Source organism: Streptomyces sp. NPDC002206 (assembly GCF_053593595.1).
Genome location: NZ_JBSFCW010000010.1, coordinates 249,740 through 275,221, shown reverse-complemented (window position 1 = coordinate 275,221; position 25,482 = coordinate 249,740). Strand labels below are relative to the sequence as shown.

The window sequence follows — 25,482 nt, the reverse complement described above, 5'->3', positions numbered from 1 at the left end:
CGGTGGCGAGGGCTCAGCGGCCGACTGCCTCGGCCAGCTGGGCCTTTGTCATGGTCGAGCGTCCCTTGACGTTCTTCCTTCTGGCCTCTTCGTAGAGCTGGTCGCGGGTGGGGCCTTCGGCTCCGTCGTGGGGGCGCAGCTCGGCGCGCCGCAGGGACGAGAGGTCGTGGAGCAACGTACGGCTCGCGGTCGGCGGCCTGCCGGAGCGGGTGCGCTCCTTGTTCGCCGTGCGCGCCGCGATCTCCTCCGCCCGCTCCTCGCTCACTCCGAGCTCCTGCGCGCTCTCCTTGATGTGCTCGTACTGCCGCTCGCGCCTGGGACTGGATCCGCCTGGCATGGTGCGGTCACTTCCTCTCCGTGGCCTCCGTGCCCGAGAGGGACGGTCCGGGGTGCACTACCCAGTGTCCCAGCGGCTCCCGGGGCTTGCAGCGGAAGACGGTGCCGTACGGCGATGACGGCGAGGTGCCGCCGAGGGTCACCCGTTCAGGTGCGCGACGGGACGCGATTCACGTGATTCGGCGAGTCAATTTATACCGGTTGATCCTAATATGGGCGAACTGGTCGGTTCCGGAGTGCGGAGGTATGAGCGATGTCCACCCTCACCGTGTGGAAGTTCCAGTCCGCCGAAGGCGCGGAGGACGTGGAGAACACGCTGAAGGCCCTCCAGAAGGAGGGGCTGATCAAGATCCTCGATGCCGCCGTGGTCAGCTGGCCGACCGACAAGGCGAAGCCGAGAACGAAGCAGTTGCTCAACCTGGTCGGCGCCGGCGCCCTGAGCGGCACGTTCTGGGGGATGCTCTTCGGGCTGATCTTCCTCATGCCGTTGCTGGGCGCGGCCATCGGCGCGGCGGCCGGGGCGCTGGGCGGCAAGCTCGCCGACGTCGGCATCGACGACGACTTCATCGCGGAGGTCAAGAAGCAGGTGACGCCCGGAACTTCGGCCCTGTTCCTGCTCACCACGAACGAGGTGCCCGACCGGATCAGCGACGCGCTCCCCGGCGGCGGCGCCGAGCTTCTCCACAGCAACCTGGACACCCTCAGCGAGGCCCGGCTCCGCGAGATCTTCGGCGAAGACGCCGAGTGATCCGGTGCCTTCCGCCCGTCCAGCCGTATCCCCCCCTGACTCTCTTTTCCGAGCAGACCCGGAGTGTCCGTGAACCAGCCCAGCCCTCTGCGACACGCCCTCGGCGGCCGCACGGCCCGCAGTCTGACCCCCGCCGTGCTGGCCGCGGTGCTCGTGGCGGGCGCCGCCGCCTGCAACTCCGGTGGAACGTCGCCGGGAACGGCCCGGAGCACGCGTACGGTGTCCCCGGAGCCGCACGAGTCGCCCTCCGCGAGCCCCTCGCCGCGCACCCAGACCGACTTCGAGGCCTCGGTCTCCGCCGAGCTCGAGCGCAGCCGGCAGAAGGCCACCCAGCAGCTCGCGGGGGTCAAGGGGCAGGGCAACGCGATCAAGGACGTCTCGGTGAACGGGCTGCCGATCGCGACAGGCGAGCAGTTCCGCAGCGCACTGGTGCGCGTCACCAACCCGACCCACAAGGCCGCTTTCTACGCCGTCCGGGTGGAGTTCGTCGACGCGTCGGGGAAGGTGCTCGACTCGGTGGTGCTCGGCTTCCCGGACGCCCCGCCCGGCCGGACGGTCAGCGAACACGCGAACAGCCGTAAGGCGGCCGGAGTCAAGACGTTCCCCCGGATCGCCCAGGCCGAGCGCAGCTGACGGCCGGGGGCGAGGTGAGCTCCGCGGCCGGTGCGGTGACGGATGCGCTGCGTGAACTGCGCACCCGGTTCGTCGGTGTGCGCGACGGTGAACCGGCCGACTACATTCCGCAGTTGGCGATGGCCGACCCCGAGGCCTTCGGGCTGGCCCTGATCAGCATGGACGGCCATCGCTACAGCACGGGCGAGACCGACGTCCCGTTCACCATGCAGTCCGTCTCGAAACCCTTCGTCTATGCCCTTGCGCTGTCCGAACTCGGACTCGACGGCGTGTCCCGGTGGGTGAACGCCGAGCCCAGCGGCGAGGCCTACAACGCCATCAGCCTGGAACCCGGCACCGGCCGGCCGGACAACGCCATGGTCAACGCCGGTGCGATCGTCACCACCGCGCTGATTCCCGACACCGCCGACGCCCCGAGGTTCGACCGCATCCTCCACTGTCTGAGCCGGTTCGCCGGCCGGCAGCTGGACGTCGACGAGGCGGTGTACGCCTCCGAGGTCGCCACCGGCGATCGCAACCGCGCCCTCGCCTATCTGATCCGCAGTGCGGGCCCGCTGCCGGTCGACCCGGTGGGAGCCGTGGAGACGTACTTCCGGCAGTGTTCGGTACGCGTCACCACGCTGGATCTCGCCGCCATGGCCGCGACCCTCGCCAACGGCGGTGTGAACCCGCTCAACGGTGACGTCGTCGTCGAGGAACCGGTCGCTGCGCAGGTGCTCGCCGTGATGGCGACCTGCGGTATGTACGACGTCTCGGGCGACTGGCTGCTGCGGGTGGGGCTGCCCGCCAAGAGCGGGGTGTCCGGCGGCCTGATCGCCGCGGGACCGGCGCGGTTCGGCCTGGCGGCCTACAGCCCGCGGCTGGATCCGACCGGTACATCGGTCCGCGGGCGCATCGCGCTGGGGGCGCTGTCGGAACGGCTCGGCCTGCATCTGATGCACAACCCGGCGCTCGCCGCCTCGACCGTCACCCTGGTCACCACGGCCGACGATCTGCCGTCGGCCCCGACGGAGGAGCAGGAACGCGCCCTGCGGGAACAGGTGGCGGTTGTCGCCGCGCAGGGCGCCCTCGACTTCACCGCGGCGGAACGGGTGCTGTACGCGCTCGACGAGTCCGGGCCGGAGGAGACCGCGTCCGTGGTGCTGGATCTGCGGCAGGTGACCGGTATCGACACGGTGGCGAGGTCGATGCTGCGCTCCGGACTGGCCCGGCTCACGGAGGGCGGCCGGCGCACGGCCGTGGTCGACCCGGCCGGGCACCTCGGAGTGACGGGCGGCGACCCGACGGCCCCCCGGCGCTTCACCTCCCGCGAGGAGGCCGTCGAGCGCGCTGCGCGGGAGGCGGGTCGCTCGACGGCCTGACGGCACCGGACCGCGCTGCTACCAGATGGCCTCGACCCACTCGGGGTGGTCGATGAACGGGTTCCTGTTGTGCTGGTACTGGTCGTATATGACGTCGTTGCGCCGCTCCTCGAAGGAGTCCGGCGGGTCCTCCTGGCTCCACTGCTTCAGTACGGAGAGCCTGCCGATGTTCGGCGCGGAGCCGTTGTCCACCTGGTCGTTCGGTTCGAGGTCGGCGAAGGCGTCGTCGCCCTCGTACCGCACCGCCATGTAGAGGATCATGCGGGCGACGTCGCCCTTGACCGCGTCGCGCGGTTCGAAGGAGTCGCTGTCGGTGTAGTTGCCCGCTGCCCCGCTCACCGCGGTGCCGCCGTTGTCGAAGTCCTTGTTGCCCCGGATGGAGTTGACCGTGACGTCCTCCGGGCGCAGGTGGTGGATGTCGGTGCCGGGGCCGGTGCTGGTGCCGAAGTCGCCGTGGGACTTGGCCCAGACGTGCTCGCGGTTCCACTGGCCGACCGCGCCGCCGTTGTCGCTTTTGGGCTCGGAGCGTCCGGTGTAGAGGAGGATCACGTCCGAGGAGTTGGCGGGGTCCTGGTCGGTGTTCTTGAGCGCGTCCCAGACCTGGCTGTACGAGATCTTCGTCTGCACGCTGATGATCGAGTGGAGGGCGCTCTTGAGCTGCGTTCCGGTCTTGCCGAGCGCGTCCTGATAGTACGTGTCGTCGAGCGTGGCGAGCGGCGTCGCGGCGACCGGCGTGGTCACGGGTGCGGCCGGCGCGGCGGCCGCGGTGCCGGCGAGTATCGCGAAGGCGGCGAGGGTGGCCAGCAGCGGGCGCCGGTAGGGAAGGTGACGACGGGACATGTGGGGTGTCCTCTCCGGAAAAACAGGCACCGCGGCGCCGTCACAGGGTGGGGGACGGTGCCGCGGTGTTCGTGTGTGGTACGTGGTCAGCGGGAGCCTTCCACACGCACAGTGACCGAGGTGTGAACGCTGTGTACCTATCATGTGCAGGTCAAACGGGCTCTCGGATGCGGTCCTGGAGCCGCAGGGCGAGAATTGCCGCAAGGACGAGGAGGCGGCATGAGCGAAGAGCCCGAATCCGTACCCGTATCCATGGCTCGGGGCGTGACCCCGGACAGCCTCTTGCACACCGGCGGGACCGACGATCCGTCGGCCGAGGATCTGGTGCTCGCCTCCGGGCGGGACCTGACTCCGCAGAATCTTGATTGGGCGCAGCGCCGACTGGCACGAGAGGGCCGGGCGGCAATGGAGAAGCAGCTGCCGTAGGTGGCCGGTGCGGCGGGGAGTGTGTGGGCGCTCCCCGCTGCTCGGCTAGCCTGAATGCACAATGAACCGTTTGACGACGTCACAGGGCGGGTTCGACCTCGCCCGCTTCCCCGAGCACCCGCGCGACCCGTTCCGCGCCTGGGACGCTGCCGACGAATATCTGCTGCGGCAGCTGGAGGGGATCGATGGAGCAGAGCCGGTCGACCTGTCCGGCACCGTGGTCGTGGTGGGCGACCGCTGGGGTGCGCTGACCACCGTGCTGGCCGGGCACCGCCCGGTACAGATCACCGACTCGTACCTCGCGCAGCGCGCCACCCTGGCGAACCTCGCCCGCAACGGTGACGACCCGGACACCGTACGTCTGCTGTCGGCCCGGGACACGCCACCGGAGCGGATCGACGTCCTCCTCGTACGCGTCCCGAAGAGTCTGGCGCTCCTGGAGGACCAGCTGCACCGGCTCGCCCCTGCCGTGCATGCCGGCACCGTCGTCATCGGCACCGGCATGGTGAAGGAGATTCACACCTCCACCCTCAAACTGTTCGAGCGGATCATCGGCCCTACCCGCACCTCCCTCGCGGTCAAGAAGGCCCGACTGATCTTCTGCACCCCCGACCCGGCCCTGGCCCGCACCCCCAGCCCGTGGCCGCACCGCTACGACCTGCCCGAAGGTATCGGCGCCGTCTCCGGCCGGACCGTCGTCAACCACGCCGGGATCTTCTGCGCCGAGCGCCTCGACATCGGCACCCGCTTCTTCCTGAACCATCTGCCCGAGCGCAGCGGCCGGGACCGCATCGTCGACCTGGGCTGCGGAAACGGGGTCGTCGGCACCTCCGCCGCGCTCGCCAACCCCGAAGCGACGGTGACCTTCATCGACGAGTCGTACCTGGCGGTCGCCTCGGCCGAGGCGACGTTCCGGGCCAACCTGGGGACGGACGCCGTGGCCGACTTCCTGGTCGGCGACGGGATGGCGGACGTACCGCCGGGCAGTGTCGACCTGGTGCTCAACAACCCGCCGTTCCACTCGCATCAGGCGACCACCGACGCCACGGCCCGGACCATGTTCCACGGGGCACGCAGCGCGCTGCGGCAGGGCGGCGAGCTGTGGGTCGTCGGCAACCGGCACCTCGGGTACCACACCCAGTTGCGCCGCACCTTCGGCAACTGCACCACCGTCGCCGGTGACCCCAAGTTCGTCGTGCTGCGGGCCGTCAAGCGCTGACCGATGGACGGGGCCCCATGGCCCTTCCGGATTCTTGCAACACGTTCTACTGTGTGCGCCGCCGCATACGGGCGACGCGACCGCGAGACTCCTGGAGGGGCCGTGCACCTCGAATACACGCCTGAGCAACAGCAGTTGCGCGCCGAGCTGCGTACGTACTTCGCCGGACTCGTTCCCGACAACGCCTACAGCAGGTACGACGACCCCGCAGCCCAGAAGCGCTTCTACCGCGAGACCATCCGCCGACTCGGCGCCGACGGCTGGCTCGGCGTCGGCTGGCCGACGGAGTACGGCGGACGCGGTCTGTCCCCGATGGAACAGTTCATCTTCTTCGACGAGGCCGCCCAGGCAGGCGTACCGCTGCCACTGATGGCCCTCAACACCGTCGGCCCGACGATCATGCGGTTCGGCACGGACGAACAGAAGGCATACTTCCTGCCGAAGATCCTGGCCGGTGAGATCGACTTCGCGATCGGCTACAGCGAACCCGACGCCGGCACCGACCTTGCCGCCCTCAAGACCCGGGCCGTACGCGACGGCGACGAGGCCACCGGCCACTACACGGTCAACGGTCAGAAGATCTGGACGACCAACGGCGACACCGCCGACTGGGTCTGGCTCGCCGTCCGCACCGACCCCGACGCCCCGCCCCACAAGGGCATCACGATGCTGCTCGTCCCGACCGGCGACCCCGGCTACTCCTGCACCCTGATCAACACCCTCGCCTCGCACGACACCACCGCCAGCTACTACGAGAACATCCGTGTCCCCGTCTCCCGCCGCGTCGGCGACGAGAACAAGGGGTGGCGGCTCATCACCAACCAGCTCAACCACGAACGCGTCACCCTCGCCGCCCACGGCACCATGGCCATCCGCGCCCTCCACAACGTGCAGCGCTGGGCCACCGACACCAAGCTGGCCGACGGGCGCCGGGTCATCGACCTCGGCTGGGTCCGCACCCGACTCGCCCGCACCCACACCCGGCTCGACGCCATGAAACTCCTCAACTGGCAGATGGTCTCGGCCGTCCAGGAGGGCACCCTCACCCCGCAGGATGCCTCCGCCGTCAAGGTCTACGGTTCCGAGGCGCGCCGTGACGCCTACGCCTGGCTGATGGAGGTCGTCGGCTCGGCCGGACCGCTCAAGGAGGGCTCGGCGGGCGCCGTCCTGCACGGCGAACTCGAACGCGGCTACCGGTCCGCCGTCATCTTCACCTTCGGTGGCGGCAACAACGAGATCCAGCGGGAAATCATCTCGTGGATCGGTCTGGGGATGCCGCGGGTGCGCCGCTGACCGGGGTGGTGACCGGGATTCGGCGATTCAGGGGACGAGGGCGGCTTCGGACCACCGCCTCGACGGGGCTGTCAAACGGCGGAAGCCGTCGGGGCGGGACCCCTCTCCTGGGGAGGCGGGCCGGCGGTGCCGTTGTGAGCGGCCGGCGCCCTGCGGTCCGCACAGCTCGGTCGCGTACGGGCTCACCTCGGGGTACAGGACCTCCGGGCCGAGAACCGTGATCGAGTCAGGCTCCGGGGCGCTGTCGATCGCTCTGGTGAGGAAGAACGGGCCTGTCACGTCCAGAGTGCTGGGCAGCTTGTGGGTGGCGACCAGCCGGCGGTGTACATGGGCCCAGAACGGGTGGCCCGGCCGTGATGCGATGAATGCGTTGCCGACGATGCGGTCGAATCCGCGCTGGCGGGCCAGAAGCAGCCGGGTGTGCGCGTCGGGCTCGCAGCCGAGGACGAGATCGTGCCCGTCCAGGATTTCGGTGACCGGCTTCAGGCACTCGAAGTCCAGATCCACCTCGAAGTCCAGATCCACGTAGAGCCCGCCGAAATGGTCGAGCAGGAAATACCGAATTGCGTCGGCCCGCATGATCGCTTCGGGATAGCCGTCGTAGACCGGCAGGAACCACGGATGGTGCTCCTGGAGGAATGCGCGGTTGTCCGCGTCGGTCCACAACCGGTAGCCCCAACCGGGATGGTGGATACGCCAGGGATCGGCCCATTTCTGCCATTCCGGGGGTACGTCCGCGTCTTTCCAAGTTTGGTGAATCAAGGCAGGAATTTTAATTTGTGCAACCATTTGCGCAGTCCGTCGGTCCGCCTGACCGACGGGATTTACGGTAGGACCCGTCGGGAGAATATTCACCCGGGCGGCCCACCCACTGGAGGTGCGGCGTATGACCGGCGCACATGGGCGACGTGGGCGAGTGCCAACGGGAAACCCTGGGCGCTGCGGTTCTTGTCCGGCGCTCCGGTCTCAGGCCGGGACGGTCAGGGAGGCGGCGGCTGTCTCCTTGAGGACGTCGAGCAGGTGTCGCAGGCCGGGGCGGCGGGCGGTGCCGGTGCGGCCGGCGGTGTAGATCGTCCGGGTGACGGGCTGCATCAGCGGGTGCAGGCTCAGAGGCGCGTTCGCCTCGGGCAGGGCGAGGCGGGGCACGAGCGCGACCCCGGCTCCGGCGGCTGCGAGCGAGGTCAGCACGGAGAAGTCGCTGCTGCGTACCCGGATGCCAGGGACGAATCCGGCGGCGCCGGTGGCACGCTGGACCATCTCGTAGCAGGACGTCTCCGGACCGGGGGTCAGCCAGGGGTCATCCGCGAGGCGGGACAGATCGGCCGCCTCACCCTCGGCCAGGCCGAGCGCCGTCGCCCGGGCCGGCGCGAGAGCGAGCAGGACCGGGTCCTCCATGAGCGGGGAGGGCTCGCACCCGGCGGGGAAATCGCGCGGCAGCACGGTGTAGCCGTGCACCACGGCCAGGTCCACCTCCCGCTTGCGCAGGGCTTCCAGAGCGAGGTCGGGTTCCTGTTCGACGAGATGCAGCGAGAGCGAGTGGCTCCTGTTCTCCTCGGTTCCCAGGCGCGCGAAGACGGCGGGCATGAGCCGACGGGCGGCGGAGGCGAAGGAAGCCACGCGCAGGACGCCGTGCTCTCCGCCCCGCAGGGCCGCGAGGTCGGACTCGGCGGCGGCCAAGTCGCCCAGGACGACCTCGGCATGTGCGACCAGGAGTTCCCCGGCGGCAGTCAGGCGCAGGGTACGCCCGTGTTTCTCGACGACCGGTACGCCGGCTTCGCGCTCAAGGACCGCCAACTGCTGGGAGATGGCCGGCGCGGTCAGCTGCAATACGTCGGCGGTTGCGGCGACCGTGCCGTAGGTGGCCAGGTGCTGCAGGATCCGCAGGCGTCGCACATCAAGCATGAAGACATCCTTACAAAAGTCGACCACACGCGCAAAGATGGCTTTCGCTTTCTTGGTCGGCTCAGCGGTCGGCAGCGGCGGTGCGCACCGTGAGATCCCGTCGGTCCTGTGGCACTCCGGAGCGGCGGCGGTTGATCAGTACGACACCGGTAACGGTGATGGCGCCGCCGGCCAGTTCGATCACGTGCGGGACCTCGCCCAGCCACACGAAAGAGACGACCAGCGTCACGGGCGGCACCAGGTACAGGGCCGCGGTGGAGGTGGCTAGCGGCAGGCGGGCGACGGCGTAGGCCCAGATCACGAAGCCGAGAGCGGACGGCAGGAGGCCGAGGAAGACGGCGGAGAGCAGGGCGTCGGCGGGGGCGTGGGCGGTCGCACGGATGGTCGCCGGCAGTAGCGGCAGGGCGAAGACGGTGCCGGCGACCATGGCGTAGGTGGCGACTTCGAGGCCGGTGCAGTGGAGCAGCAGCGGCTTGGTGGCGAAGTGGTAGGTGCCCTGGACGACGGCCGCGGCCAGGACGAGGAGGGCTGCGGCGGTGAAGCCGGAGAAGCCGTCGGCCAGGGTGACGACGGCGGTTCCGGCGACGGCGACGACGCTGCCGATGACGACGTTGCGCGTCAGCGGCTCGGCCAGGAAGGCGCCGGCCAGCAGGACGCTGAAGACCGGCGCCACGGCGATCAGCAGACTGGCGGTACCGGCCTCGACGTGGATCTCGCCCCAGTTGAGCAGCAGCTGGTAGGCGGTCATCCCGGTCAGTCCGCACAGGGCGATCAGCGGCAGGTCGCGCCGGTGGGGCAGGCGCACCCCGGCGAAGGGGGCGACGGCGACCAGGGCGATGGAGGCGACGGACAGGCGCAGGAACGACAGGGCTGCCAGGCCCAGGCCGTCGACACCGACGCGGATCGCCGGGAACGCGCAAGCCCAGAGCGTGACGGTTCCGGCCAGGGCCAGGAAGCGGGGGGAGGCGAGACGAGTTATCACCCCTCCAGACTCCCCGTAGAAATGAAAAAGATCCAGTTAGGTTTTTTGGGACCTTACGACAGGTTTTCTTATCCATTCAAGGGGGCTTCTGAACTCCTGCGAAGCTTTCCGCATGGTCGAAAGGAACGGCTTCGCGCATGGGGATCGCGTCCGCGAGGGAGGAGTGCGCACGCATTGAGCGCTGTTCATCTTGAAGTTGCTGGTCGCCGGGCTGGTGTGATGACTCTCCCTGGTGCTCATGCTGGTCGTGGCCGGTTGTCCGGGCTGTAGATCATCTGTCAGCGGGTGACTTCGGGGTTCGCGAGGACGAGGAGGGCCCGCAGGAGGGTGGTGGCGTGGCGGGCGTCCAGGCGGAGCTTGGTCAGGATGCGCCAGTTCTTCAGATGGGCGAAGGCGTGTTCGCAGGCGGCGTGTTCGGCGGCGATCAGCTTGTTGACCTGCTTCTTCGTCGGCGTGAGGGGCTTGGTGCGGGCGGCCTTGAAGCCGGTGATGATCACGGGGTCGTCTGGGTCGTCGTCCAGGCCGGTGAAGCCGAGGTCGGCGATGGCTCCGAGACCGGTTTCCCGCAGACGGCGGGTGATGTCGTTGTGGCGGGCGGTCATGACCTCCGAGGGCCGTCCGGGACGGGCTGCGGAGACCCAGATCAGCCTGCCACGCGTATCGGTGATGCCGAGGAAGAGCAGGCCATGGCTCTTGTGCTTCCCGCTGTAGTTGCGGCGGGTGTCCGCTCCAGTGCGGCGGCGAGTGCGGACCAGGGTGCCGTCGAGGAAGACGACGTGACCACCCTTTCGGATGATTCTCTTCAGGGCCCGGTCGAGACGTTCGGCGCGGGCGGCCAGCAGACCGGTCACTTCCAGCACCCAGCGGCGGACAGTGCTGGCGGAGATGTCGTTGTCACCGGCCATGTCGACAAGTCGCTGGTCGTGGCGGAGGACGGCCAGGACGATGACCGCGATCCGGCCGGCGGGGAGCCTACGCCACCGCGACCCGATCTTCTTGAGGTGGGCGCGGATCAGCCGGGTGACGGTGGAGATGGTGGCCGTGGACAGCGGCAGCCGGACTTGGCAGACAAGGGCCTCGGTGCCCTCGGCGGAGTTCAGGTTCTTTCGCATACAACCCCAACTCCCACCGGGAGCACGCCAGTTACGGCCAGAACACCAGGTTTCGCATCCCGTGCTCACAGCACAGCGGTAAACCGCCCTGCCGGGGTCTGCCGCAGCCGGCCCCGGTCGGCCAGCCGGTTCAGCCGGCTCCGCATCGCCTCACGGAACCGCGGCTCGGCACTGATCCCGAGCAGCCGGCACACGAACTGAGCCATGACCGGCTCGTCGGCCGAGCGGACGATGTCAAAAACCTTCCGGTACTCCTCCGGCAGAGCCTTCTCGTCCCTGCCTTTCTCCCGGTGCGGCACCAGCAGCACCGCCCGGCCCGCGACCTGCCCGGCAGCCGGCGCGGAAGCCTCGTCCGCCTCCGCCTCGGCCTGCGCGTTCAGTCGGACCAGCACCCGTTCCGCGACAACGAGTTCCTCCCGTTCGGCAGGGACCGCCTCCAGTTCCTTGGCCAGCCGTTCTTCCGCCGCATCGAGTTCCCACGCCGTGCAGTGATCCGCTCCAGCGCGTCCACGGCCGCCCCTCCCAGAAGATCTGGACAGAGCATATGAATCCGCCGCACACTCCGGCAGTCGAACCATGGGATCCATCCCGTCGACTGTCAGACCATCATCACGTTCGGCAACCGCCCGCGACCTGCGCGAGCACCGACTATGTCACTCACACCAGCCCCGCGACCAGCAACTTCAGGGTGAAACAGGCTCACTGGACGGGGGCTTGAAGGAGTTGTGCGAGTCGAAAGCGGCCTGTCTCTCCAACTCCGCGATTCACTGGGCCTGTTCCACAACTCGAGACTCGAGTACGGCGATTGTCACAGCCCTTAGAGCCTGTCGGGTGACCTTCGATCGGAAAGCGGACGCGGCATGGTGCGTGCGATTCCAAGGCGCCGGGATGTCCTCGTAGCGGAGCTACTAGGGCATTTCGGCAACGCCGGAAGCGTGCGTGCCAGGGCGTGGCCGCCCGGCCAGAGGCCACCCGACAGGCTCTTAGGCAGACACCAGCAGCTTCAACTCCACCACCAGCGCGGCCAGCTCCTCGTAGGAAGGCTGCAGCGGCTGGTCGGAGGTCACAAGATCAACCTACCGGACCAGCACGACCGCTACGCACCGCATCGCTGCAGCTCACGAGTGCCCCTAAACAGCTACGTCGCAAGAGATCGACGGTAGTTCCAGTGCACCCTTGAATGCACTCCGGCGTAAACTGACTAAATGCTGAGAGACGTCCATGATGTCGCACACGTGAAGGAATACCTGTGGGAACGCAATCGACGGTCGACAAGAACCTCCAAACTGCGGGACTCTCGACCACCCGTTATGGACTGGCGCTCAACCTTCTGTGGATTGGACGGCTCAAGTTTGAAGATTACGAGGTCGAGAACATCCGCCCGTTGGTCACCTCTAGTCCGCTGTTCTCACGGCTTGTTACCAAGTTTGGTGAACATAAGCTGGCTAGACTCATCGGCGTGACCGAGATCGCCATGGGATCATTGATCGCAGCGAAACCATTCGCACCCCGAGCGTCGGCACTCGGCAGCCTGGCGGCTGTCGGGATGTTCGCCACCACTCTCAGTTTCCTGGCCACGACGCCGGAGGCATGGGAGGAGAGGCGCGGGGAGCCGAAGCTGTCCATTGCGGGCCAGTTCCTGGTGAAAGACATCGTGCTTCTTGGAGCTTCGCTGCTCACAGCCGCTGAGTCCCTGCAAGCCATCCAGCATCCGCAGGCTGTTCGAGTTGGAAGGCGAGCCGGAGCGCGTCGTCCGGGCGGGTGAGTGATTCTGGGAGCCCGGCGGCGATGTGATCCACTATCAGGACAGGAACAATCGGGACGACATGTGGAGCTGCTTCGTCGTGGTGATGATGTGTGCGCCAGATAAGCCTATGCTCACGCTCGTCGACGATGAGGAACTTGCCAGCCTCCGGGACCGACGCGCACCACGGCCGTCCTGACAGACTTGGGGCCGGAGCAGGCCACGTTCACGTCCCCACGACAAAGGCACTCACGCACAAGGACGACAAAGCCGCCCGTGTCCCGAGACCACGCTGCAACTCGGCTGATCTGCGCTGCAGTGATCGCTGGTCGGGCGTCGGAAGGGCGCCGTTCTCAATACCGGGGCGAGAGCGGGAGGTGCGCCGCCCCGGATCGCCCCGAGGGCGCGGCACCGTCATCCTGGACCGTAGGGGGTCTCCCGCGGCCGGAAGGGAACGTCGATGAAGGCCGTACGAACCCACGATCGTGATGCGGCTGCGGGCAGCCTGGTTGTGGAGGAGGTACCGTACCCGTACGCGGGCGAGGGCGACGTGATCGTAAGGGTGCGTGCGGCCTCCTTCACCCCCGATGAGCTGGTCTGGCCGGCCACCTGGGTCGACCGGGGCGGCAGGGACCGAGCGCCCGTCATTCCAGGACACGAGGTGTCGGGTGAGGTCGCCGAGGTCGCGGTCGGCACCACCGGGCTGTCGGCCGGTCAGCGTGTCGTCGGGCTGACGGACTGGAGCCGGGACGGCGCTCTCGCGGAGTATGTGGCGGTGGAGGCGCGCAATCTGGCGCCGCTGCCTGTGGGAATCGACCACGTGCAGGCGGCGGCTCTGCCGATGCCGGGCCTTACCGCCTGGCAGGGCCTCTTCATACACGGAAGGCTGGAGGCTGGGCAGAGTGTGCTCGTGCACGGTGCGGGAGGGGGCGTGGGAATGGCCGCGACGCAGCTTGCGCGCGAAGCCGGGGCGCGCGTGATCGGGACGGGGCGCGGGGGGAGCCGGGACCGGGTGCTGGAGCTCGGCGCAGAGGTATTCCTCGACCTCGAACACCCAGCGTGGGAGGAAGCGGTAGGTCGCGTCGACCTCGTCTTCGACGCCCTCGGCGGGGAGGTACTCGACCGCTCGGCCGTCGTGGTCAGGCCCGGCGGCACCCTGGTGAGCATCGTCCAACCCCCGAACGTGCGGCCCGAGGACGGTCGGGCAATGTATTTCATCGTCGAACCCAACCGTGGTCACCTCCTGGAGATCATCGGCAGGCACCGGGAGGGCCAGCTCCGCCCGTTGGTGGGTGCCGTCCATCCTCTGGACCGTGCGCCGGAGGCGTTCCGCGCGAAGAAGGGAACAGTTGGCAAGACAGTCATCCACGTTGCGTGAGCGCCACACAGCCGGATCAGCGTCCTTGCCGCCACGATGGCCTACGCACTGGCTTCGATGTCACGAACTGTGGTCCGTGCTTCCCGTTGGGCGAGCCAAGGCGTCGAGGCGATGAGCGTAGTGAGCGAGGGTGCCGAGGCCGACGGCGGTGTGCGACTTTGACGGCATCGCGGTCCGGGACATACCGGGTTCGGTCTGTCCCTATCCGCGCCGGTCACGCTCGCCGGGCCATCGGCTGACCCGCTGACCCGCTGACCCACTGGGCCGCGCCTGATGGGGATTTCTGAGTGCGGCACGGATTCGTTCATCTTCCATGAGGCGATCTTTCAGGACGCCGGGCCAGGTCATGTGGACACGTCGAGGTCCGAAGCCGTCGCGTCTGATAGGCGCGGACATGTCCTGTGACCGGTCGGCCCGATGCTGAAGGTCCGGTATGGAAGCCAGCATTGCGGCAGTGGCGCGGATCCGCTGAGTGTGTCGTCGTGCACAGTCTCGCTCGGCTCGTCGCCCCGGCGCTCGCGGACGTCCTCGACGCGTTCGCTCTGGGTGTGGGGCCGGTCCAGAGGGCTCAGCCCAGGTAGAAGCCCTTGCGAGCGGCTACGAACGCCTCGACCGATTGGGCAGGTACGCCTGTCACGTGCTCGACGTCGTCGGACGCGCGGTCGTAGCGGTTTGACCCCGGCCACGGTGCCGCGGTCGGCGTCGATGAGCATGCGGGCCTTGCCGCGGTAGCCGTCGGCGTACAGGTGAGCACCCGCGACCCGCGCGAGGTCGTAGTCCACCACCTCGATCCGGCGCCCGGTCCGCTCCGCCTCGCGCGTGGTCAGACCGACGGACGCAACCTCCGGGTCGGTGAAGACGACCTGCGGTATGGCCGCGTTGTCGGCGGTCGCGACGTGCCCGCCCCACCTGGCGTCGTCGACCGGCTCTCCCTTGGCGCGGCCCCTATGGCGGCGCTGGCGATCCGGGCCTGGTACTTGCCCTGATGCGTCAGCAGTGCCCGCCGGCTGACGTCGCCGACGGCATAGAGCCAGCCGCCGGCGACGTCGGTCACCCGGCAGGTGTCGTCCACGGCCATCCAGTCCCCGGGAGTGAGACCTACGGTCTCCACCGTGCTCCGCGACCCGGCCCCGCACATCGGGCACGTCTACGAGCTCACCAGCCCGCGCACGGTCGATATGACGGAGACGGCCGAAGAGTTCTCACGGGTGTTGGGGCGCCGGGTGTCCTACGTGGACGTGCCACTGGACCAGTGGAGGGCCGAAGTCCTCGCCGAGGTGGGCCTGCCGCCGCACTGTGCGACGCGGTTGGCTTCTTCGAACACGCTGAGGACCTGTGCAGCGGGGATGAAGGCAGCGCCGGACGCGTCCGCGAACACGTAATCACCCGGACGGACGGTCACGCCGGACACGACGACCGGCCGACCGTCGGTCGATCTCCCTAGCTGAGTGGGGGTGTGATCACACGTGCGCGCCCGGTGCCGTGGGGGTGCGCCACCGGTCTCAGGGAACGTTGACCCGGCGGCACTGGACGCAGTAGGCGGTCGGCCGAAGGCCGGCGCTGCCTCTGCGTCTTCTGAGCGAGCAGTTCAGCTTGGGCTGTGCCCCGGAGAAGGGCCACACATCAACGTGGAAGTCGGCAAGGGTGACACTCGTCCGATGGCCGTGCCCTCGAACAGGACGGAAGAGGAGTTCGTGAAAACCCTGGCAAGCATCCAATGAGCCTAGAAGCTTCGGCAGCCCATAGCACCGTGGGATGAGGCAACGTTGGTCAGAATCTGTGTATCGCCGACCGGCCACCGGAGTCACGATGTCATACGACAATCTGGTCATCATTCTGGTAGTAGCCGCTGGCGTCCCGTTCCTCCTCGCCATGGTGCCCCGAGTTCCCCTCCCGGGCCCGGTCCTCGAGATCGTGGCTGGCGTCGTCCTTGGTCCCGCGGTGCTGAATCTGGTGCAGCCAGACCCCACCGTTCAGGCGTTGTCGATCATTGGACTGAGCTTCCTGCTGTTCCTTGCCGGGCTCGAGATCGATTTCCAGCAACTGCACGGGCCACGGGCGCGGCTCGTCGGTATTGGTCTGGCGGGCACAGTTGCGCTGGCCGGAACCGTTGGCTGGGTGCTGGACATCGCCGGGCTGGTCGAGAGCCCACTGCTGATTAGCACGGCGCTGGTGGCCACGTCCTTGGGGCTTCTGGTCCCGATCCTCAAGGACGCCGACGCGGTCGACCGGCCAGTCGGCCAACTGACTATCGGTGGAGCCTCTGCAGGTGAGGTCAGCGCTGTGGTGTTGCTGTCGTTGTTCTTCTCCGAGCATTCATCGGGCCCGGCCTCCAGGCTGCTTCTGTTGCTCAGCCTTGCTTGCCTGGTGGCGCTCATCGTCGTGACATCGATACGTGCAGGGCGCTCCATGTGGCTGTCCCGGGCCGTAATGAATCTGGCAGACACGAGCGCCCAGGTCCGGGTCCGCTTGACAATGGTTCTGATTGTTGGTCTATCCGCGGTCGCCCTGCATCTCGGATTCGAGGCCATTTTGGGTGCCTTCATTGCAGGGGCCGTGCTGCGGCTGGTCGACCCCCAAGCCAAACGGACGCATCCGCAGTTCCACGTCAAACTGGAGGGCCTCGGCTATGGATTCCTCGTCCCGGTCTTCTTCGTAACCAGCGGTATCCAGTTCGACCTCGGAGCGCTGTTCGCGGACGCCGGGACGGTGCTGCGGGTACCGATGTTCCTTGCCGCGCTCCTCCTCGTTCGTGGACTGCCTGCATTGGCCTACCGCAGCGCGGGCCTCTCGCGTGAAGAGATCATGGCCAGCGGACTCTTGCAGGCCACTTCCCTCCCCGTGATCGTGGCGGCGACAACAATCGGGTTGAAGCTGGACGCGATCCGACCGGCCAACGCAGCCGCGCTGGTGGCAGCGGGCCTCATGTCCGTGATCGTGTTCCCCCTGGCGGCACTCCCCTTGCTGAACCGTTCACGGAGATCCGCAAGGTCGGGGCCAGAGGAGGAGCCGGATTGATGCCAAGAACGGCAGTCACTTGTCAGGGGCGCCGCCCTGGTCCCAAGGGGCGTGCGCAGCAGCTACGCGAGGTCACGTGCCCGTGTCCACATTGCACAGGATGTACATCAAACAAGTACGGCTCTACGCATAAGGTCATGATGAAGCGCCGCCTCGTGGGGCTACAAGAAGCGGCCCCCAGTTGTGGCTGCCGCCCGATGCACTCCAACGGAGGACATGTTCTCAATCGTCACTTTCAGTGACACGCTGACACGTCACCAGGTCCCAAGCCACACCCCCAGGAGCCTTCTCCCACTCGCTCGGTGTGGTGCGGACGCCCACCTCGGACGAGACCGAGGCGCACCCCGGCGACATCATGATGAAGGGCACGCCGGCCGGCGGGGCCGGCAGCCCCGAGTCCATCGCGCAGGCGGCGGTGTACCTGGCCGGCGACGAGGCGGCATTCGTCCACGGAACCGTGCTCGACGTCGACGGCGGCCGGGTCGGCGTGGCGGTCATCGCCGGGGTGTGACCGGGCAGGAGCAGGGCCTGGAGCATCAGCCCGGTACCAGCGCATCCTTGTGGGTGCACACGTCATAACGGACGCGGCCGAGCGGGAGGTACGAGCAGACTATGGCGCACGCCGATCCGGGGCTCTTCGGGCCCGAAACCGTCACCTGGCAGCTGCACGGCGATCCGATGATGTGGATCGCCGGCGTGCGCGCCCTGTACCTCCAGGCGCTGCACCCCCGCGCCGTCCGCGGAGTCATGCAGAACTCCGACTTCCGCAAGGACGCGTGGGGACGGCTGATGCGCACGGCCGGCTTCGTCGGCACCATCACGTACGGCACCACGGAAGCCGCCGAGAAGGCGGGCGCCCGGGTCCGCAGGATCCACCGGCTCCTCAAGGCCACCGACCCGGCGACCGGCGAGACGTACGGTGTCGACGAACCGGAGCTGCTGCTGTGGGTTCACTGTGCCGAGGTCGACTCCTATCTTCAGGTGCAGCTCCGCTCCGGCCAGTCCCTCACCGCCGCGCAGGCCGACCGTTACATCGACGAACACCGCACCAGCGCCCGCCTGGTGGGCCTCGACCCCGACGGCGTACCCGCGACCACCGCCCAGCTCGCCGCCTACTTCGACCGGGTGCGGCCCGAACTCGCCGCGGGTGCCGAGGCGCTCGACGTCGACGCCTTTCTCCGCCGTCCGCCCGTCCATGCCCTGCTGATCCCGGCGCGCGAACTGCTGTGGCGGCGCGTCGCGGCACTGGCCTACCAGTCACTGCCCCCGTACGCGCATGACCTCTACGGCAGGCCCGCGCCACCCCTGCGTACCGTCGACCGGCGCCTGCGCGCCACCGGAACCGCCCTGCGCTGCATCCCGTCGCAGCTGCGCTGGCAACTCCCGCCCGGCCACATCGTGCGGGCGATGGAACGACTCGGCCCCGGTAGCCGCCCCGCCCCCTCCAAACTCCGTGACGGGGCAGCCATACTGGACGGGCCGGGGAGGGCGCAGCAGTAGGCGAAGCAACGGGGGCGACAGCACGCGATGGCGGACACCAGGCTGATCCAGGGCCGGTACCGGCTGCTCGATCTGATCGGGCGCGGGGGCATGGGCGAGGTGTGGCGCGCCCGCGACGAGTCGCTCGGCCGCCACGTGGCCGTCAAATGTCTCAAGCCGATGGGGCCCCAGCACGATCAGTCGTTCACCCGGATCCTGCGCGAACGGTTCCGCCGCGAGGCCCGGGTGGCCGCCGCCCTCCAGCACCGAGGCGTCACCGTCGTCCATGACTTCGGCGAACACGACGGTGTCCTCTACCTGGTGATGGAACTCCTCGACGGCCGCAACCTCAGCCAGCTCCTGGAGGACAACAAACAGCATCCGCTGCCGGTGCCCGACATCGTCGACATCGCCGAGCAGGTCGCCGACGCGCTCGGCTACACCCATCAACAGGGCATCGTGCACCGCGACCTCAAGCCCGCCAACATCATGCGGCTGATCGACGGCACCGTGAAGATCTGCGACTTCGGCATCGCCAGGCTCGGTCACGACATCGGCTTCACCTCACGCCTCACCGGTACGGGCATCGCCATGGGCACCCCGCACTACATGTCGCCCGAGCAGATCAGCGGCGGCCATGTCGACCACCGCAGCGACCTCTACTCACTGGGCTGTGTGCTGTACGAGATCGCCACCGGAGTCCCGCCGTTCGACCTCGACGACGCCTGGGCCGTCCTCGTCGGGCACCGCGACACCCAGCCCGAACCGCTGCGCACCCACCGCGCCGAACTCCCCGGTTTCTTCGACCGGATCGTCCTGGAGCTGCTCGCCAAGACACCGGAGGAGCGGCCCGCCGACGCGGGCGACCTGCGGCAGCGGATCGCCGTCGGACGCACCGGTGAACAACAGCACCTCCCGCCGGCCGGACATCTCCAGGCGGCCGGACATCTCCAGCCGTCGGGACAGGTCCGGCTCGCCCCGCCGGTCCCCGTCGTACACCCCGGCCGGCAGCCCCCGGGGTCCGGACCGCGACTGCCGTCCTGGACCCGCGGCATGACCATCGGACACAGGGCATCCGGGGCCACGCACCTCGGCCTCGCCCCGCCCGATCACTCCGCGGGCCTGACCGGGGAATGGACCACCGGCGCCGATCTGCGAGCCCTGACCGGAGGTGTCCCGCTCGCCCGGCCCGAGCGCCCCACACCGTCGCCGGAACTGCTTTCCACCCTCGCCAACCGGCACAGCGCGGGCCTCAACCTGGGCCGGCTCGGCCACTGGGAGGAGGCCGGCGAGGTGCACCGCGCGGTCGCCGCCGAACGCGAGCACGCCCTCGGCCCCGACCACCCCGACACCCTCTCCAGCCGGTTCGAGGTCGCGTTCACCCTCAGCCGCACCGGACGCGCCGCGGACGCTCTGCGCGAGTTCGACCGGGTTGCCCAGGGCCGCGAACGGACCATGGGCCCCGACCACCCGGAGACGCTCGCCGCCCGGCAGGAGGCGGCGTACGTACTGGGCCAGCTCGGACGCCACTTCGAGGCCCATCAGGTGTACGCCGCGGTCCTCGCCTCCAGGGAACGGTCGATGGGTCCCGACCACCCCGACACCCTGCGCTGCCGCCACAACCTCGCGTTCAACCTCAGCAGGCTCGGGCGTCTGGAGGACTCCTACCGGATGGCCCGCGACGTGGCGCACGCCCGCAGCCGGCTGCTCGGTGCCAGTCACCCCGACACCCTGGTCACTCTCTACGAAGTCGCTTACACCCTGGGCCAGTTGGGACGCTGGTCGGACGCGCTGCAGACCTACCGGCAAGTCGCCCGGGCCCGCGCGGCGACGCTCGGCCCCGACCATTCCGACACGCTCTCCGCGCGCTACGAGGTCGGCATCAGCCTAGGCAGGCTGGGCCGCAGCGCGGAGGCCCTGGAGCTGTACCGCGCCCTCGTCGACGACCGGACCAGGGTGGGCGGCCCCGCCGACCCCGAGACGCTCCGCGCCCGCCACGGCCTCGGCGTCAATCTGGGGCGACTGGCCCGCTGGGAGGAAGCCCTCGCCGAGTCGCGCGATGTGTGCGTGATCCGGGAGCGCGTCCTCGGCCCCGACCATCCCGACACCCTCGTCAGCCGTCGCGAGGTCGCGGTCGGCCTGGGCTGGCTGGGCCGCTGGGCCGACGCCCTCGCCGTGTACCGGACGGTCGCCGAGGTCCGCGAGCGCGTTCTCGGCGCCGACCACCCCGACGCGCTCGCCAGCCGGAACGACGAGGCGCACTGTCTCGAACAGCTCGGACGCGGCACGGAGGCGGTCGAGCTGTACCGCAAGGTCGCGGCGCTGCGCCAGCAGCGGGGCGTCGAACCGCACTGACCAGGAACTTTCGCCCCGCCGCCTCTGGTCATAGGCGATCGTCCCGTGTTACCAAGGGCCATGCCCGCACCTGACACGTATGACGCAGTGATCGTGGGCGGCGGCCACAACGGTCTGGTCGCCGCCGCCTATCTCGCCCGCGCAGGACAGTCCGTCCTCGTCCTCGAACGCCTCGGCACCACCGGGGGAGCGGCCGTATCGACCCGTCCCTTCGACGGAATCGACGCCCGGCTGTCGCGCTACTCGTATCTGGTGTCCCTACTGCCGCAGAAGATCGTCCGCGATCTCGGGCTGGACTTCGCCGTACGCAAGCGGACCGTCTCCTCGTACACACCGACCGTGCGGGGCGGCCGCGCCACCGGACTGCTCGTCGGCGGGGACACCACCCGGGAGTCCTTCGCCGCGCTCACCGGCGGCGAGCGCGAGTACGCGGCCTGGCAGCGCTTCTACGGCATGACGCAGCAGGTCGCCGAGCGGGTCTTCCCGACCCTCACCGAGCCGCTGCCCAGCCGGGACGCGCTCCGCGACCGGATCGGTGACCCGGACGCCTGGCGGATGCTCTTCGAGGAACCGATCGGTGTGGCCGTCGAGGAGAACTTCGCCGACGATCTCGTACGCGGAGTCGTGCTGACCGACGCCCTGATCGGCACCTTCGCAGACGCGCACGACCCGTCCCTGCTCCAGAACCGCTGCTTCCTCTACCACGTGATCGGCGGCGGCACCGGCGACTGGGACGTCCCCGTCGGCGGCATGGGCGCGCTCACCGACGCCCTCGCGCAGGCCGCCCGGGCGGCGGGCGCCGAGATCCGGGTCCGCCACGAGGCGACCCGGCTCGAGACCGACGGCACCCGGGCCGAGGTCACCGTGCGCTCACCCGACGGTGAACACCGGGTCGCCGCCCGCCGGGTCCTCGTCAACGCATCGCCGCAGGCCCTCGCCGCACTCCTCGGCGACGAGCCGCCGGCCCCTGCCGAAGGCGCCCAGCTGAAGGTCAACATGTTGCTGCGCCGGCTGCCCCGGCTGCGCGACCGCTCCGTCGACCCACGCCAGGCGTTCGCCGGAACCTTCCATATCGCCGAGGGGTACGGGCAGCTGGCCGACGCCTACCAGGACGCCGCATCGGGCCGGCTGCCCGCTGCGCCCCCGTCCGAGATCTACTGCCACTCGCTGACCGACCCGTCGATCCTCGGTCCCGACCTCGCCGCCCGCGGCTACCAGACCCTCACCCTCTTCGGCCTGCACACGCCCGCCCGGCTCTTCGCCACGGACAACGAGGCGACACGCGCCGCCCTCCTCAAGGCCACGCTCGCCGAACTCGACGCGCATCTCGACGAGCCGATCGCCGACTGTCTGGCCGTCGACGGGAACGGCGAGCCGTGCATCGAGGCGAAGACCCCGCTCGACCTCGAACGGGATCTGCGACTGCCCGGCGGCCATATCTTCCACCGGGATCTCGCCTTCCCGTACGCCACGGAGTCCACCGGCCGGTGGGGCGTCGAGACGGCGCACGCCAATGTGCTGCTGTGCGGGGCGGGCGCCGTGCGCGGTGGCGGGGTCAGCGGGGTTCCCGGCCACAACGCCGCGATGGCGGCGCTGGGCCGGTGACCCGTACCTGCTGATCCGTACCTATTGACCGAACACGCCGCGCAGCGCGCCCAGCTTGCGCGGCAGGTCGTACTCCGCGCCGCCCTCGTGCCCGTTGTACGTGAACACCTCGATCTCAGCCGCTCCGGCGTAGCGGTGGTAGGCGGCGAACACCGTCGACGACGGGCAGATCTTGTCCGTCAGCCCCACCGAGAACCACGCCGGAGCGGTCGCCCGCGCCGCGAAGTCGACCCCGTCGAAGTAGGACAGCGTCTCCATTGCCTCGTCGATCCGGAAGCGGTGCCCGGACAGCCAGCGGGCGATCTCCGCGTACGGGCCCGCGTCCGTGATCTGCGAGGCGCGCCGGTAGTGGCAGAGGAAGGGCACATCGACGACCGCCGCCACCACATCGTCGCGCAGCCCGGCAGCGGCGAGGGCGAGCCCGCCGCCCCGGCTGCCGCCGAGCACCGCGACCCGCGATGCGTCCACGGCCTCGTGCGCCTTCGCCGCATCGACGGCCCGCACCGCGTCCGTGATGAGCCGCCGGTAGTAGTGCCGGTACGGATCCTCGACGCCGCGTGTGAGGAAGCCGGGGGACGAGGAGCCATGGCCGCCGGGGCCGATGTCCGGGATGTCTGCGGTGTTCTTGCCCCACCGCCCTGCCCCCGGTTGTCCATGATCAGATGCGCGTAGCCGAGGGCGCTCCAGGTCAGCGAGGAGTACGGAATGCCCCGGCCGCCGTTGTAGCCGATGCACTGCACCACGGCGGGCAGCAGCGCCGAGCGCGCCCGCGGCAGCATGAGCCACGCCTTCACCGGTTGCCCGCCCCAGCCGCGGAATGTCACATCGAAGGCATCGACCGTGGCGAACCCGGCGTCGTACGGGACGAACTCGGCGTCCAGCTCGTGACGCGCCGTCTCGGTGAGCGTCTTCGCCCAGAAGGCGTCGAAGTCCGCGGGTTCCTCCGGCTCCGGCCGGTAGGCCCGCAGCCGTTCCAGGCCCATGTCGAACAGCAAGGGTCTAGCTCCTCTTCAGGGTGAGGTTGAGGGTGAGGGTTGCGCCGTGGCGTTCAGCGGTGTCGGGCGTGATCCGGATGCCCGTGCCGTGGCCGAGGCGCTGACGCCCGGATCGGCGGAGACGACGGTCAGACCGCACTGCGCGAGGTCCAGCACGACCGAGGACCGCAGCTGGGTCGGATCGGACGGGGACACCGTCACCGTCTTCCGCTCGGGCCGCACCAGCACCGACACAGGCCCGTCCGAGGTGAGGTCCTGTGCGGTGCCCGCGGTCCAGAAGTTCGCCGCGAACAGCCCGTCCGCGCAGCGGCGTACCGCACCCCGGCCCCGGTGCCCGTTCCGGCCGACGACTCCGTCCCTGCGTCGACGGAGGCCGGACAGCCGCTCGTGGGACAGCGGGAGTACGGAACCGCCCGCCGATTGCGCACCCCGTCCTGTTCCTTACAACGGTGCAGGGCGCGGCGACCGGGAATCGCCGCGCCCTGCATTCTCACCTTTCTGACGATTTATCAGGAGGCAGTGCAGGCGCCGATGGAGGGCGTCGCAGTGCTGCCGTTCGTCATGACGGTGAACCCGAAGGTCGTCGACGCTCCTGCCGCCAGACTGCCGTTGCCGTTCGGCTTCATGGTCATCACGTTTCCGCTGGTGTCCCAGCTGGGAGTGCCGTTCCAGGTCGTGGAGACCTTCTGCGGCGAGGTCAGGGTCACCGGCACCGACCAGCTGGTGATCGCGGAACTGCCGGCCTTCACCGTCACCTGTCCGTTGTAGCGGTCACTCCAGGAGTCGGTGCGGGTGTAGGTCGCCGTGCAGGTGGCGCCGCCCGTGCCGCCGCCGGGGGTACCGCCACCGGTGCTGCCGCCGAGCGCGGCGAGCACCGCGTCGTACGCGGGCTTCTTGTTGTAGTTGTTGTCGAACAGCAGCGGGGTGCCACTGCTGCGCCACGAGTACTTGTCGGGGATGCCCCAGACCGTGATGCCGGTGCAGCGCGAGACGGCCAGACAGGCCTTCACCACATTGCTGTAGTTGGTGGCCTGCGCCGAGCCCGAGCCCTCGATGTCCAGTTCGGTGATCTGTACATCGACACCGAGGTCGGCGAAGCGCTGCAGATTGGCCTGGTAGTCACTGGGGACGGGCGAGTTGCTGTTGAAGTGCGACTGGAAACCCACGCAGTCGATAGGCACGCCGCGCTGCTTGAAGTCCTTCACCATGTTGTAGACCGCGTTGCTCTTCGCGTTCTGGCCGTCGGTGTTGTAGTCGTTGTAGCAGAGCTTGGCGCCCGAGTCGGCGGCGCGAGCGGTGCGGAACGCCTCCTCGATGTAGCCGTTGCCGAGCTTGTCCTGGAACGGGGAGCTTCGGCGGGCGCCACTGCTGCCGTCCTGGAACGCCTCGTTGACCACGTCCCAGGCATAGATCTTGCCCTTGTAGTGCGTCATGACCTGGGTGATGTGGTTGTTCATCGCCGTACGCAGGTCGGCGGCGGCGAGGCCACCCACCCAGCCGGGCAGCTGCGAGTACCACACCAGGGTGTGGCCACGGACCTTCATCCCCTTGCCCTGGGCGTGGCTGACTATCTGGTCGGCCGAGGAGTAGTTGAACGAGTTGCGGGTGCCCTCGACGGCGTCCCACTTCATCTCGTTCTCGGGCGTCACCGCGTTGAACTCGGTGTCCAGCGTGGAGGCGTACTGCGCCTCACCGAGGTGATTCGCGGCCACCGCCGTACCGAAGTACCTGCCCTTGGCCGCGGCCGAGGCGCCGAGTGTGCTCGCAGCGCTTGCGCTACCGGCGAGCGAGAGGACACCGGTGGCGGCCAGGACGCCGGCCGTTCCGAGGACGAGTGCCTTGCGGACCCGGGCACGGAACTGCGGGCGTTCGGACTCGAAGCCGCGGGGGGAATTGTCGATCACTGACCAACCTCTTCTTCCGATTGTCGGACGGAATGAGCGGACCGCCCGGACAGGGATGGGTGGACCGTTCAGGGCTGTGCGTTCCGCCTCCGGACATGCCGACGAATGGCGGTTCTCCGGCGGGGAGTTGATCGGTGAAGCAAGGAGCGAGG

Annotated in this window: 22 protein-coding genes and 4 pseudogenes; 15 read left to right on the top strand and 11 right to left on the bottom strand. The window is 69.0% G+C overall.

Features of this window, described 5'->3' with window-relative positions; translation table 11 throughout:
• Positions 1-13: 13 nt before the first annotated feature.
• Positions 14-337, bottom strand: a complete 324-nt coding sequence (locus tag ACWCP8_RS21105) for a plasmid stabilization protein (RefSeq protein ID WP_352271689.1) — start codon at positions 335-337, stop codon at positions 14-16.
• 252 nt (positions 338-589) lie between these two features.
• Here ACWCP8_RS21105 and ACWCP8_RS21100 point away from each other — a divergent pair, with 252 nt between their 5' ends.
• From ACWCP8_RS21100 to glsA, 3 genes are all read left to right on the top strand, one after another.
• Complete coding sequence (locus tag ACWCP8_RS21100) at positions 590-1,084, top strand: DUF1269 domain-containing protein (protein WP_267006977.1); 495 nt, start codon at positions 590-592, stop codon at positions 1,082-1,084.
• A gap of 69 nt (positions 1,085-1,153) precedes the next feature.
• Positions 1,154-1,717 (top strand): hypothetical protein, encoded by a 564-nt coding sequence (locus tag ACWCP8_RS21095; protein WP_352271687.1) that lies wholly within the window; start codon positions 1,154-1,156, stop codon positions 1,715-1,717.
• A gap of 14 nt (positions 1,718-1,731) precedes the next feature.
• Positions 1,732-3,078, top strand: a complete 1,347-nt coding sequence (glsA, locus tag ACWCP8_RS21090; protein WP_451117411.1) for a glutaminase A — start codon at positions 1,732-1,734, stop codon at positions 3,076-3,078.
• An 18-nt stretch (positions 3,079-3,096) separates the two neighbouring features.
• On the opposite strand, the gene ACWCP8_RS21085 is transcribed toward glsA, so the two are convergent.
• Positions 3,097-3,918 carry an endonuclease I family protein gene (locus ACWCP8_RS21085; protein ID WP_451117409.1) on the bottom strand — a complete coding sequence of 274 codons (822 nt, stop codon included), beginning with the start codon at positions 3,916-3,918 and terminating at the stop codon, positions 3,097-3,099.
• A 219-nt stretch (positions 3,919-4,137) separates the two neighbouring features.
• Here ACWCP8_RS21085 and ACWCP8_RS21080 point away from each other — a divergent pair, with 219 nt between their 5' ends.
• The 3 genes from ACWCP8_RS21080 to ACWCP8_RS21070 all read left to right on the top strand — a co-directional run bounded on the left by ACWCP8_RS21080 (position 4,138) and on the right by ACWCP8_RS21070 (position 6,856).
• Positions 4,138-4,344, top strand: coding sequence for a hypothetical protein (locus ACWCP8_RS21080; RefSeq protein ID WP_352271682.1), 207 nt, complete (start codon positions 4,138-4,140; stop codon positions 4,342-4,344).
• A 61-nt stretch (positions 4,345-4,405) separates the two neighbouring features.
• A complete protein-coding gene (locus ACWCP8_RS21075; protein ID WP_451117406.1) occupies positions 4,406-5,563 on the top strand; it encodes a methyltransferase in 1,158 nt (385 codons plus the stop codon).
• A gap of 102 nt (positions 5,564-5,665) precedes the next feature.
• Positions 5,666-6,856 (top strand): acyl-CoA dehydrogenase family protein, encoded by a 1,191-nt coding sequence (locus ACWCP8_RS21070; protein ID WP_382841362.1) that lies wholly within the window; start codon positions 5,666-5,668, stop codon positions 6,854-6,856.
• 27 nt (positions 6,857-6,883) lie between these two features.
• Here ACWCP8_RS21070 and ACWCP8_RS21065 read toward each other — a convergent pair whose 3' ends face one another.
• From ACWCP8_RS21065 to ACWCP8_RS21045, 5 genes are all read right to left on the bottom strand, one after another.
• Complete coding sequence (locus ACWCP8_RS21065; RefSeq protein WP_451117404.1) at positions 6,884-7,618, bottom strand: glycosyltransferase family 32 protein; 735 nt, start codon at positions 7,616-7,618, stop codon at positions 6,884-6,886.
• A 204-nt stretch (positions 7,619-7,822) separates the two neighbouring features.
• The gene (locus tag ACWCP8_RS21060; protein WP_451117402.1) at positions 7,823-8,758 is read right to left on the bottom strand and encodes a LysR family transcriptional regulator; all 936 of its coding nucleotides are present in this window, start codon (positions 8,756-8,758) and stop codon (positions 7,823-7,825) included.
• Between the two features lie 61 nt (positions 8,759-8,819).
• Positions 8,820-9,740, bottom strand: a complete 921-nt coding sequence (locus ACWCP8_RS21055) for a DMT family transporter (protein WP_451117400.1) — start codon at positions 9,738-9,740, stop codon at positions 8,820-8,822.
• A 278-nt stretch (positions 9,741-10,018) separates the two neighbouring features.
• On the bottom strand, positions 10,019-10,852 hold the full coding sequence (locus tag ACWCP8_RS21050; RefSeq protein WP_451117398.1) for a transposase family protein: 834 nt from the start codon (positions 10,850-10,852) through the stop codon (positions 10,019-10,021).
• 65 nt (positions 10,853-10,917) lie between these two features.
• The gene (locus ACWCP8_RS21045) at positions 10,918-11,439 is read right to left on the bottom strand and encodes a hypothetical protein (RefSeq protein ID WP_451117396.1); all 522 of its coding nucleotides are present in this window, start codon (positions 11,437-11,439) and stop codon (positions 10,918-10,920) included.
• A 662-nt stretch (positions 11,440-12,101) separates the two neighbouring features.
• Here ACWCP8_RS21045 and ACWCP8_RS21040 point away from each other — a divergent pair.
• The 3 genes and pseudogenes from ACWCP8_RS21040 to ACWCP8_RS21030 all read left to right on the top strand — a co-directional run bounded on the left by ACWCP8_RS21040 (position 12,102) and on the right by ACWCP8_RS21030 (position 13,974).
• A complete protein-coding gene (locus ACWCP8_RS21040; RefSeq protein ID WP_352269523.1) occupies positions 12,102-12,617 on the top strand; it encodes a YkgB family protein in 516 nt (171 codons plus the stop codon).
• Positions 12,574-12,795 (top strand): annotated as a pseudogene (locus tag ACWCP8_RS21035) (cupin domain-containing protein); the annotation flags it as partial. The gene ACWCP8_RS21040 and the pseudogene ACWCP8_RS21035, both read left to right, overlap by 44 nt.
• Positions 12,796-13,056: 261 nt before the next feature.
• Positions 13,057-13,974 (top strand): NADP-dependent oxidoreductase, encoded by a 918-nt coding sequence (locus tag ACWCP8_RS21030; protein ID WP_352269524.1) that lies wholly within the window; start codon positions 13,057-13,059, stop codon positions 13,972-13,974.
• Between the two features lie 653 nt (positions 13,975-14,627).
• Here ACWCP8_RS21030 and ACWCP8_RS21025 read toward each other — a convergent pair.
• Positions 14,628-15,085, bottom strand: a pseudogene (locus tag ACWCP8_RS21025) (pyridine nucleotide-disulfide oxidoreductase); the annotation flags it as partial.
• Between the two features lies 1 nt (position 15,086).
• On the opposite strand from ACWCP8_RS21025, the gene ACWCP8_RS21020 reads away from it, so the two are divergent.
• From ACWCP8_RS21020 to ACWCP8_RS20995, 6 genes and pseudogenes are all read left to right on the top strand, one after another.
• The gene (locus ACWCP8_RS21020; protein ID WP_352269526.1) at positions 15,087-15,356 is read left to right on the top strand and encodes a Rossmann-fold NAD(P)-binding domain-containing protein; all 270 of its coding nucleotides are present in this window, start codon (positions 15,087-15,089) and stop codon (positions 15,354-15,356) included.
• Between the two features lie 427 nt (positions 15,357-15,783).
• Positions 15,784-16,992, top strand: coding sequence for a cation:proton antiporter (locus ACWCP8_RS21015; RefSeq protein ID WP_352269527.1), 1,209 nt, complete (start codon positions 15,784-15,786; stop codon positions 16,990-16,992).
• 295 nt (positions 16,993-17,287) lie between these two features.
• Positions 17,288-17,503: pseudogene (locus tag ACWCP8_RS21010) on the top strand (SDR family oxidoreductase); the annotation flags it as partial.
• A 101-nt stretch (positions 17,504-17,604) separates the two neighbouring features.
• A complete protein-coding gene (locus tag ACWCP8_RS21005) occupies positions 17,605-18,492 on the top strand; it encodes an oxygenase MpaB family protein (protein WP_352269528.1) in 888 nt (295 codons plus the stop codon).
• Between the two features lie 27 nt (positions 18,493-18,519).
• Positions 18,520-20,826, top strand: a complete 2,307-nt coding sequence (locus ACWCP8_RS21000) for a serine/threonine-protein kinase (RefSeq protein WP_352269530.1) — start codon at positions 18,520-18,522, stop codon at positions 20,824-20,826.
• 60 nt (positions 20,827-20,886) lie between these two features.
• Complete coding sequence (locus ACWCP8_RS20995; RefSeq protein ID WP_356000341.1) at positions 20,887-22,431, top strand: phytoene desaturase family protein; 1,545 nt, start codon at positions 20,887-20,889, stop codon at positions 22,429-22,431.
• 21 nt (positions 22,432-22,452) lie between these two features.
• On the opposite strand, the pseudogene ACWCP8_RS20990 reads toward ACWCP8_RS20995, so the two are convergent.
• From ACWCP8_RS20990 to ACWCP8_RS20980, 3 genes and pseudogenes are all read right to left on the bottom strand, one after another.
• Positions 22,453-23,426 (bottom strand): annotated as a pseudogene (locus tag ACWCP8_RS20990) (acetylxylan esterase).
• A gap of 15 nt (positions 23,427-23,441) precedes the next feature.
• Positions 23,442-23,720 carry a polysaccharide lyase beta-sandwich domain-containing protein gene (locus ACWCP8_RS20985; protein WP_451117453.1) on the bottom strand — a complete coding sequence of 93 codons (279 nt, stop codon included), beginning with the start codon at positions 23,718-23,720 and terminating at the stop codon, positions 23,442-23,444.
• 215 nt (positions 23,721-23,935) lie between these two features.
• Positions 23,936-25,330 (bottom strand): endo-1,4-beta-xylanase, encoded by a 1,395-nt coding sequence (locus tag ACWCP8_RS20980; protein WP_352269532.1) that lies wholly within the window; start codon positions 25,328-25,330, stop codon positions 23,936-23,938.
• Between the last annotated feature and the right edge of the window lie 152 nt (positions 25,331-25,482).

Bases quoted from the DNA above. Each gene is read 5' to 3' on its own strand.
- ACWCP8_RS21100 (WP_267006977.1), top strand. From the start codon at position 590: ATGTCCACCCTCACCGTGTGGAAGTTCCAGTCCGCCGAAGGCGCGGAG.
- ACWCP8_RS21030 (WP_352269524.1), top strand. From the start codon at position 13,057: ATGAAGGCCGTACGAACCCACGATCGTGATGCGGCTGCGGGCAGCCTG.
- ACWCP8_RS21050 (WP_451117398.1), bottom strand. From the start codon at position 10,852: ATGCGAAAGAACCTGAACTCCGCCGAGGGCACCGAGGCCCTTGTCTGC.
- ACWCP8_RS21080 (WP_352271682.1), top strand. From the start codon at position 4,138: ATGAGCGAAGAGCCCGAATCCGTACCCGTATCCATGGCTCGGGGCGTG.
- ACWCP8_RS21085 (WP_451117409.1), bottom strand. From the start codon at position 3,918: ATGTCCCGTCGTCACCTTCCCTACCGGCGCCCGCTGCTGGCCACCCTC.
- ACWCP8_RS21045 (WP_451117396.1), bottom strand. From the start codon at position 11,439: ATGGATCCCATGGTTCGACTGCCGGAGTGTGCGGCGGATTCATATGCT.
- ACWCP8_RS21105 (WP_352271689.1), bottom strand. From the start codon at position 337: ATGCCAGGCGGATCCAGTCCCAGGCGCGAGCGGCAGTACGAGCACATC.
- ACWCP8_RS20995 (WP_356000341.1), top strand. From the start codon at position 20,887: ATGCCCGCACCTGACACGTATGACGCAGTGATCGTGGGCGGCGGCCAC.
- ACWCP8_RS21060 (WP_451117402.1), bottom strand. From the start codon at position 8,758: ATGCTTGATGTGCGACGCCTGCGGATCCTGCAGCACCTGGCCACCTAC.
- ACWCP8_RS21000 (WP_352269530.1), top strand. From the start codon at position 18,520: ATGGCGGACACCAGGCTGATCCAGGGCCGGTACCGGCTGCTCGATCTG.
- ACWCP8_RS21005 (WP_352269528.1), top strand. From the start codon at position 17,605: ATGGCGCACGCCGATCCGGGGCTCTTCGGGCCCGAAACCGTCACCTGG.
- ACWCP8_RS21015 (WP_352269527.1), top strand. From the start codon at position 15,784: ATGTCATACGACAATCTGGTCATCATTCTGGTAGTAGCCGCTGGCGTC.
- ACWCP8_RS21075 (WP_451117406.1), top strand. From the start codon at position 4,406: ATGAACCGTTTGACGACGTCACAGGGCGGGTTCGACCTCGCCCGCTTC.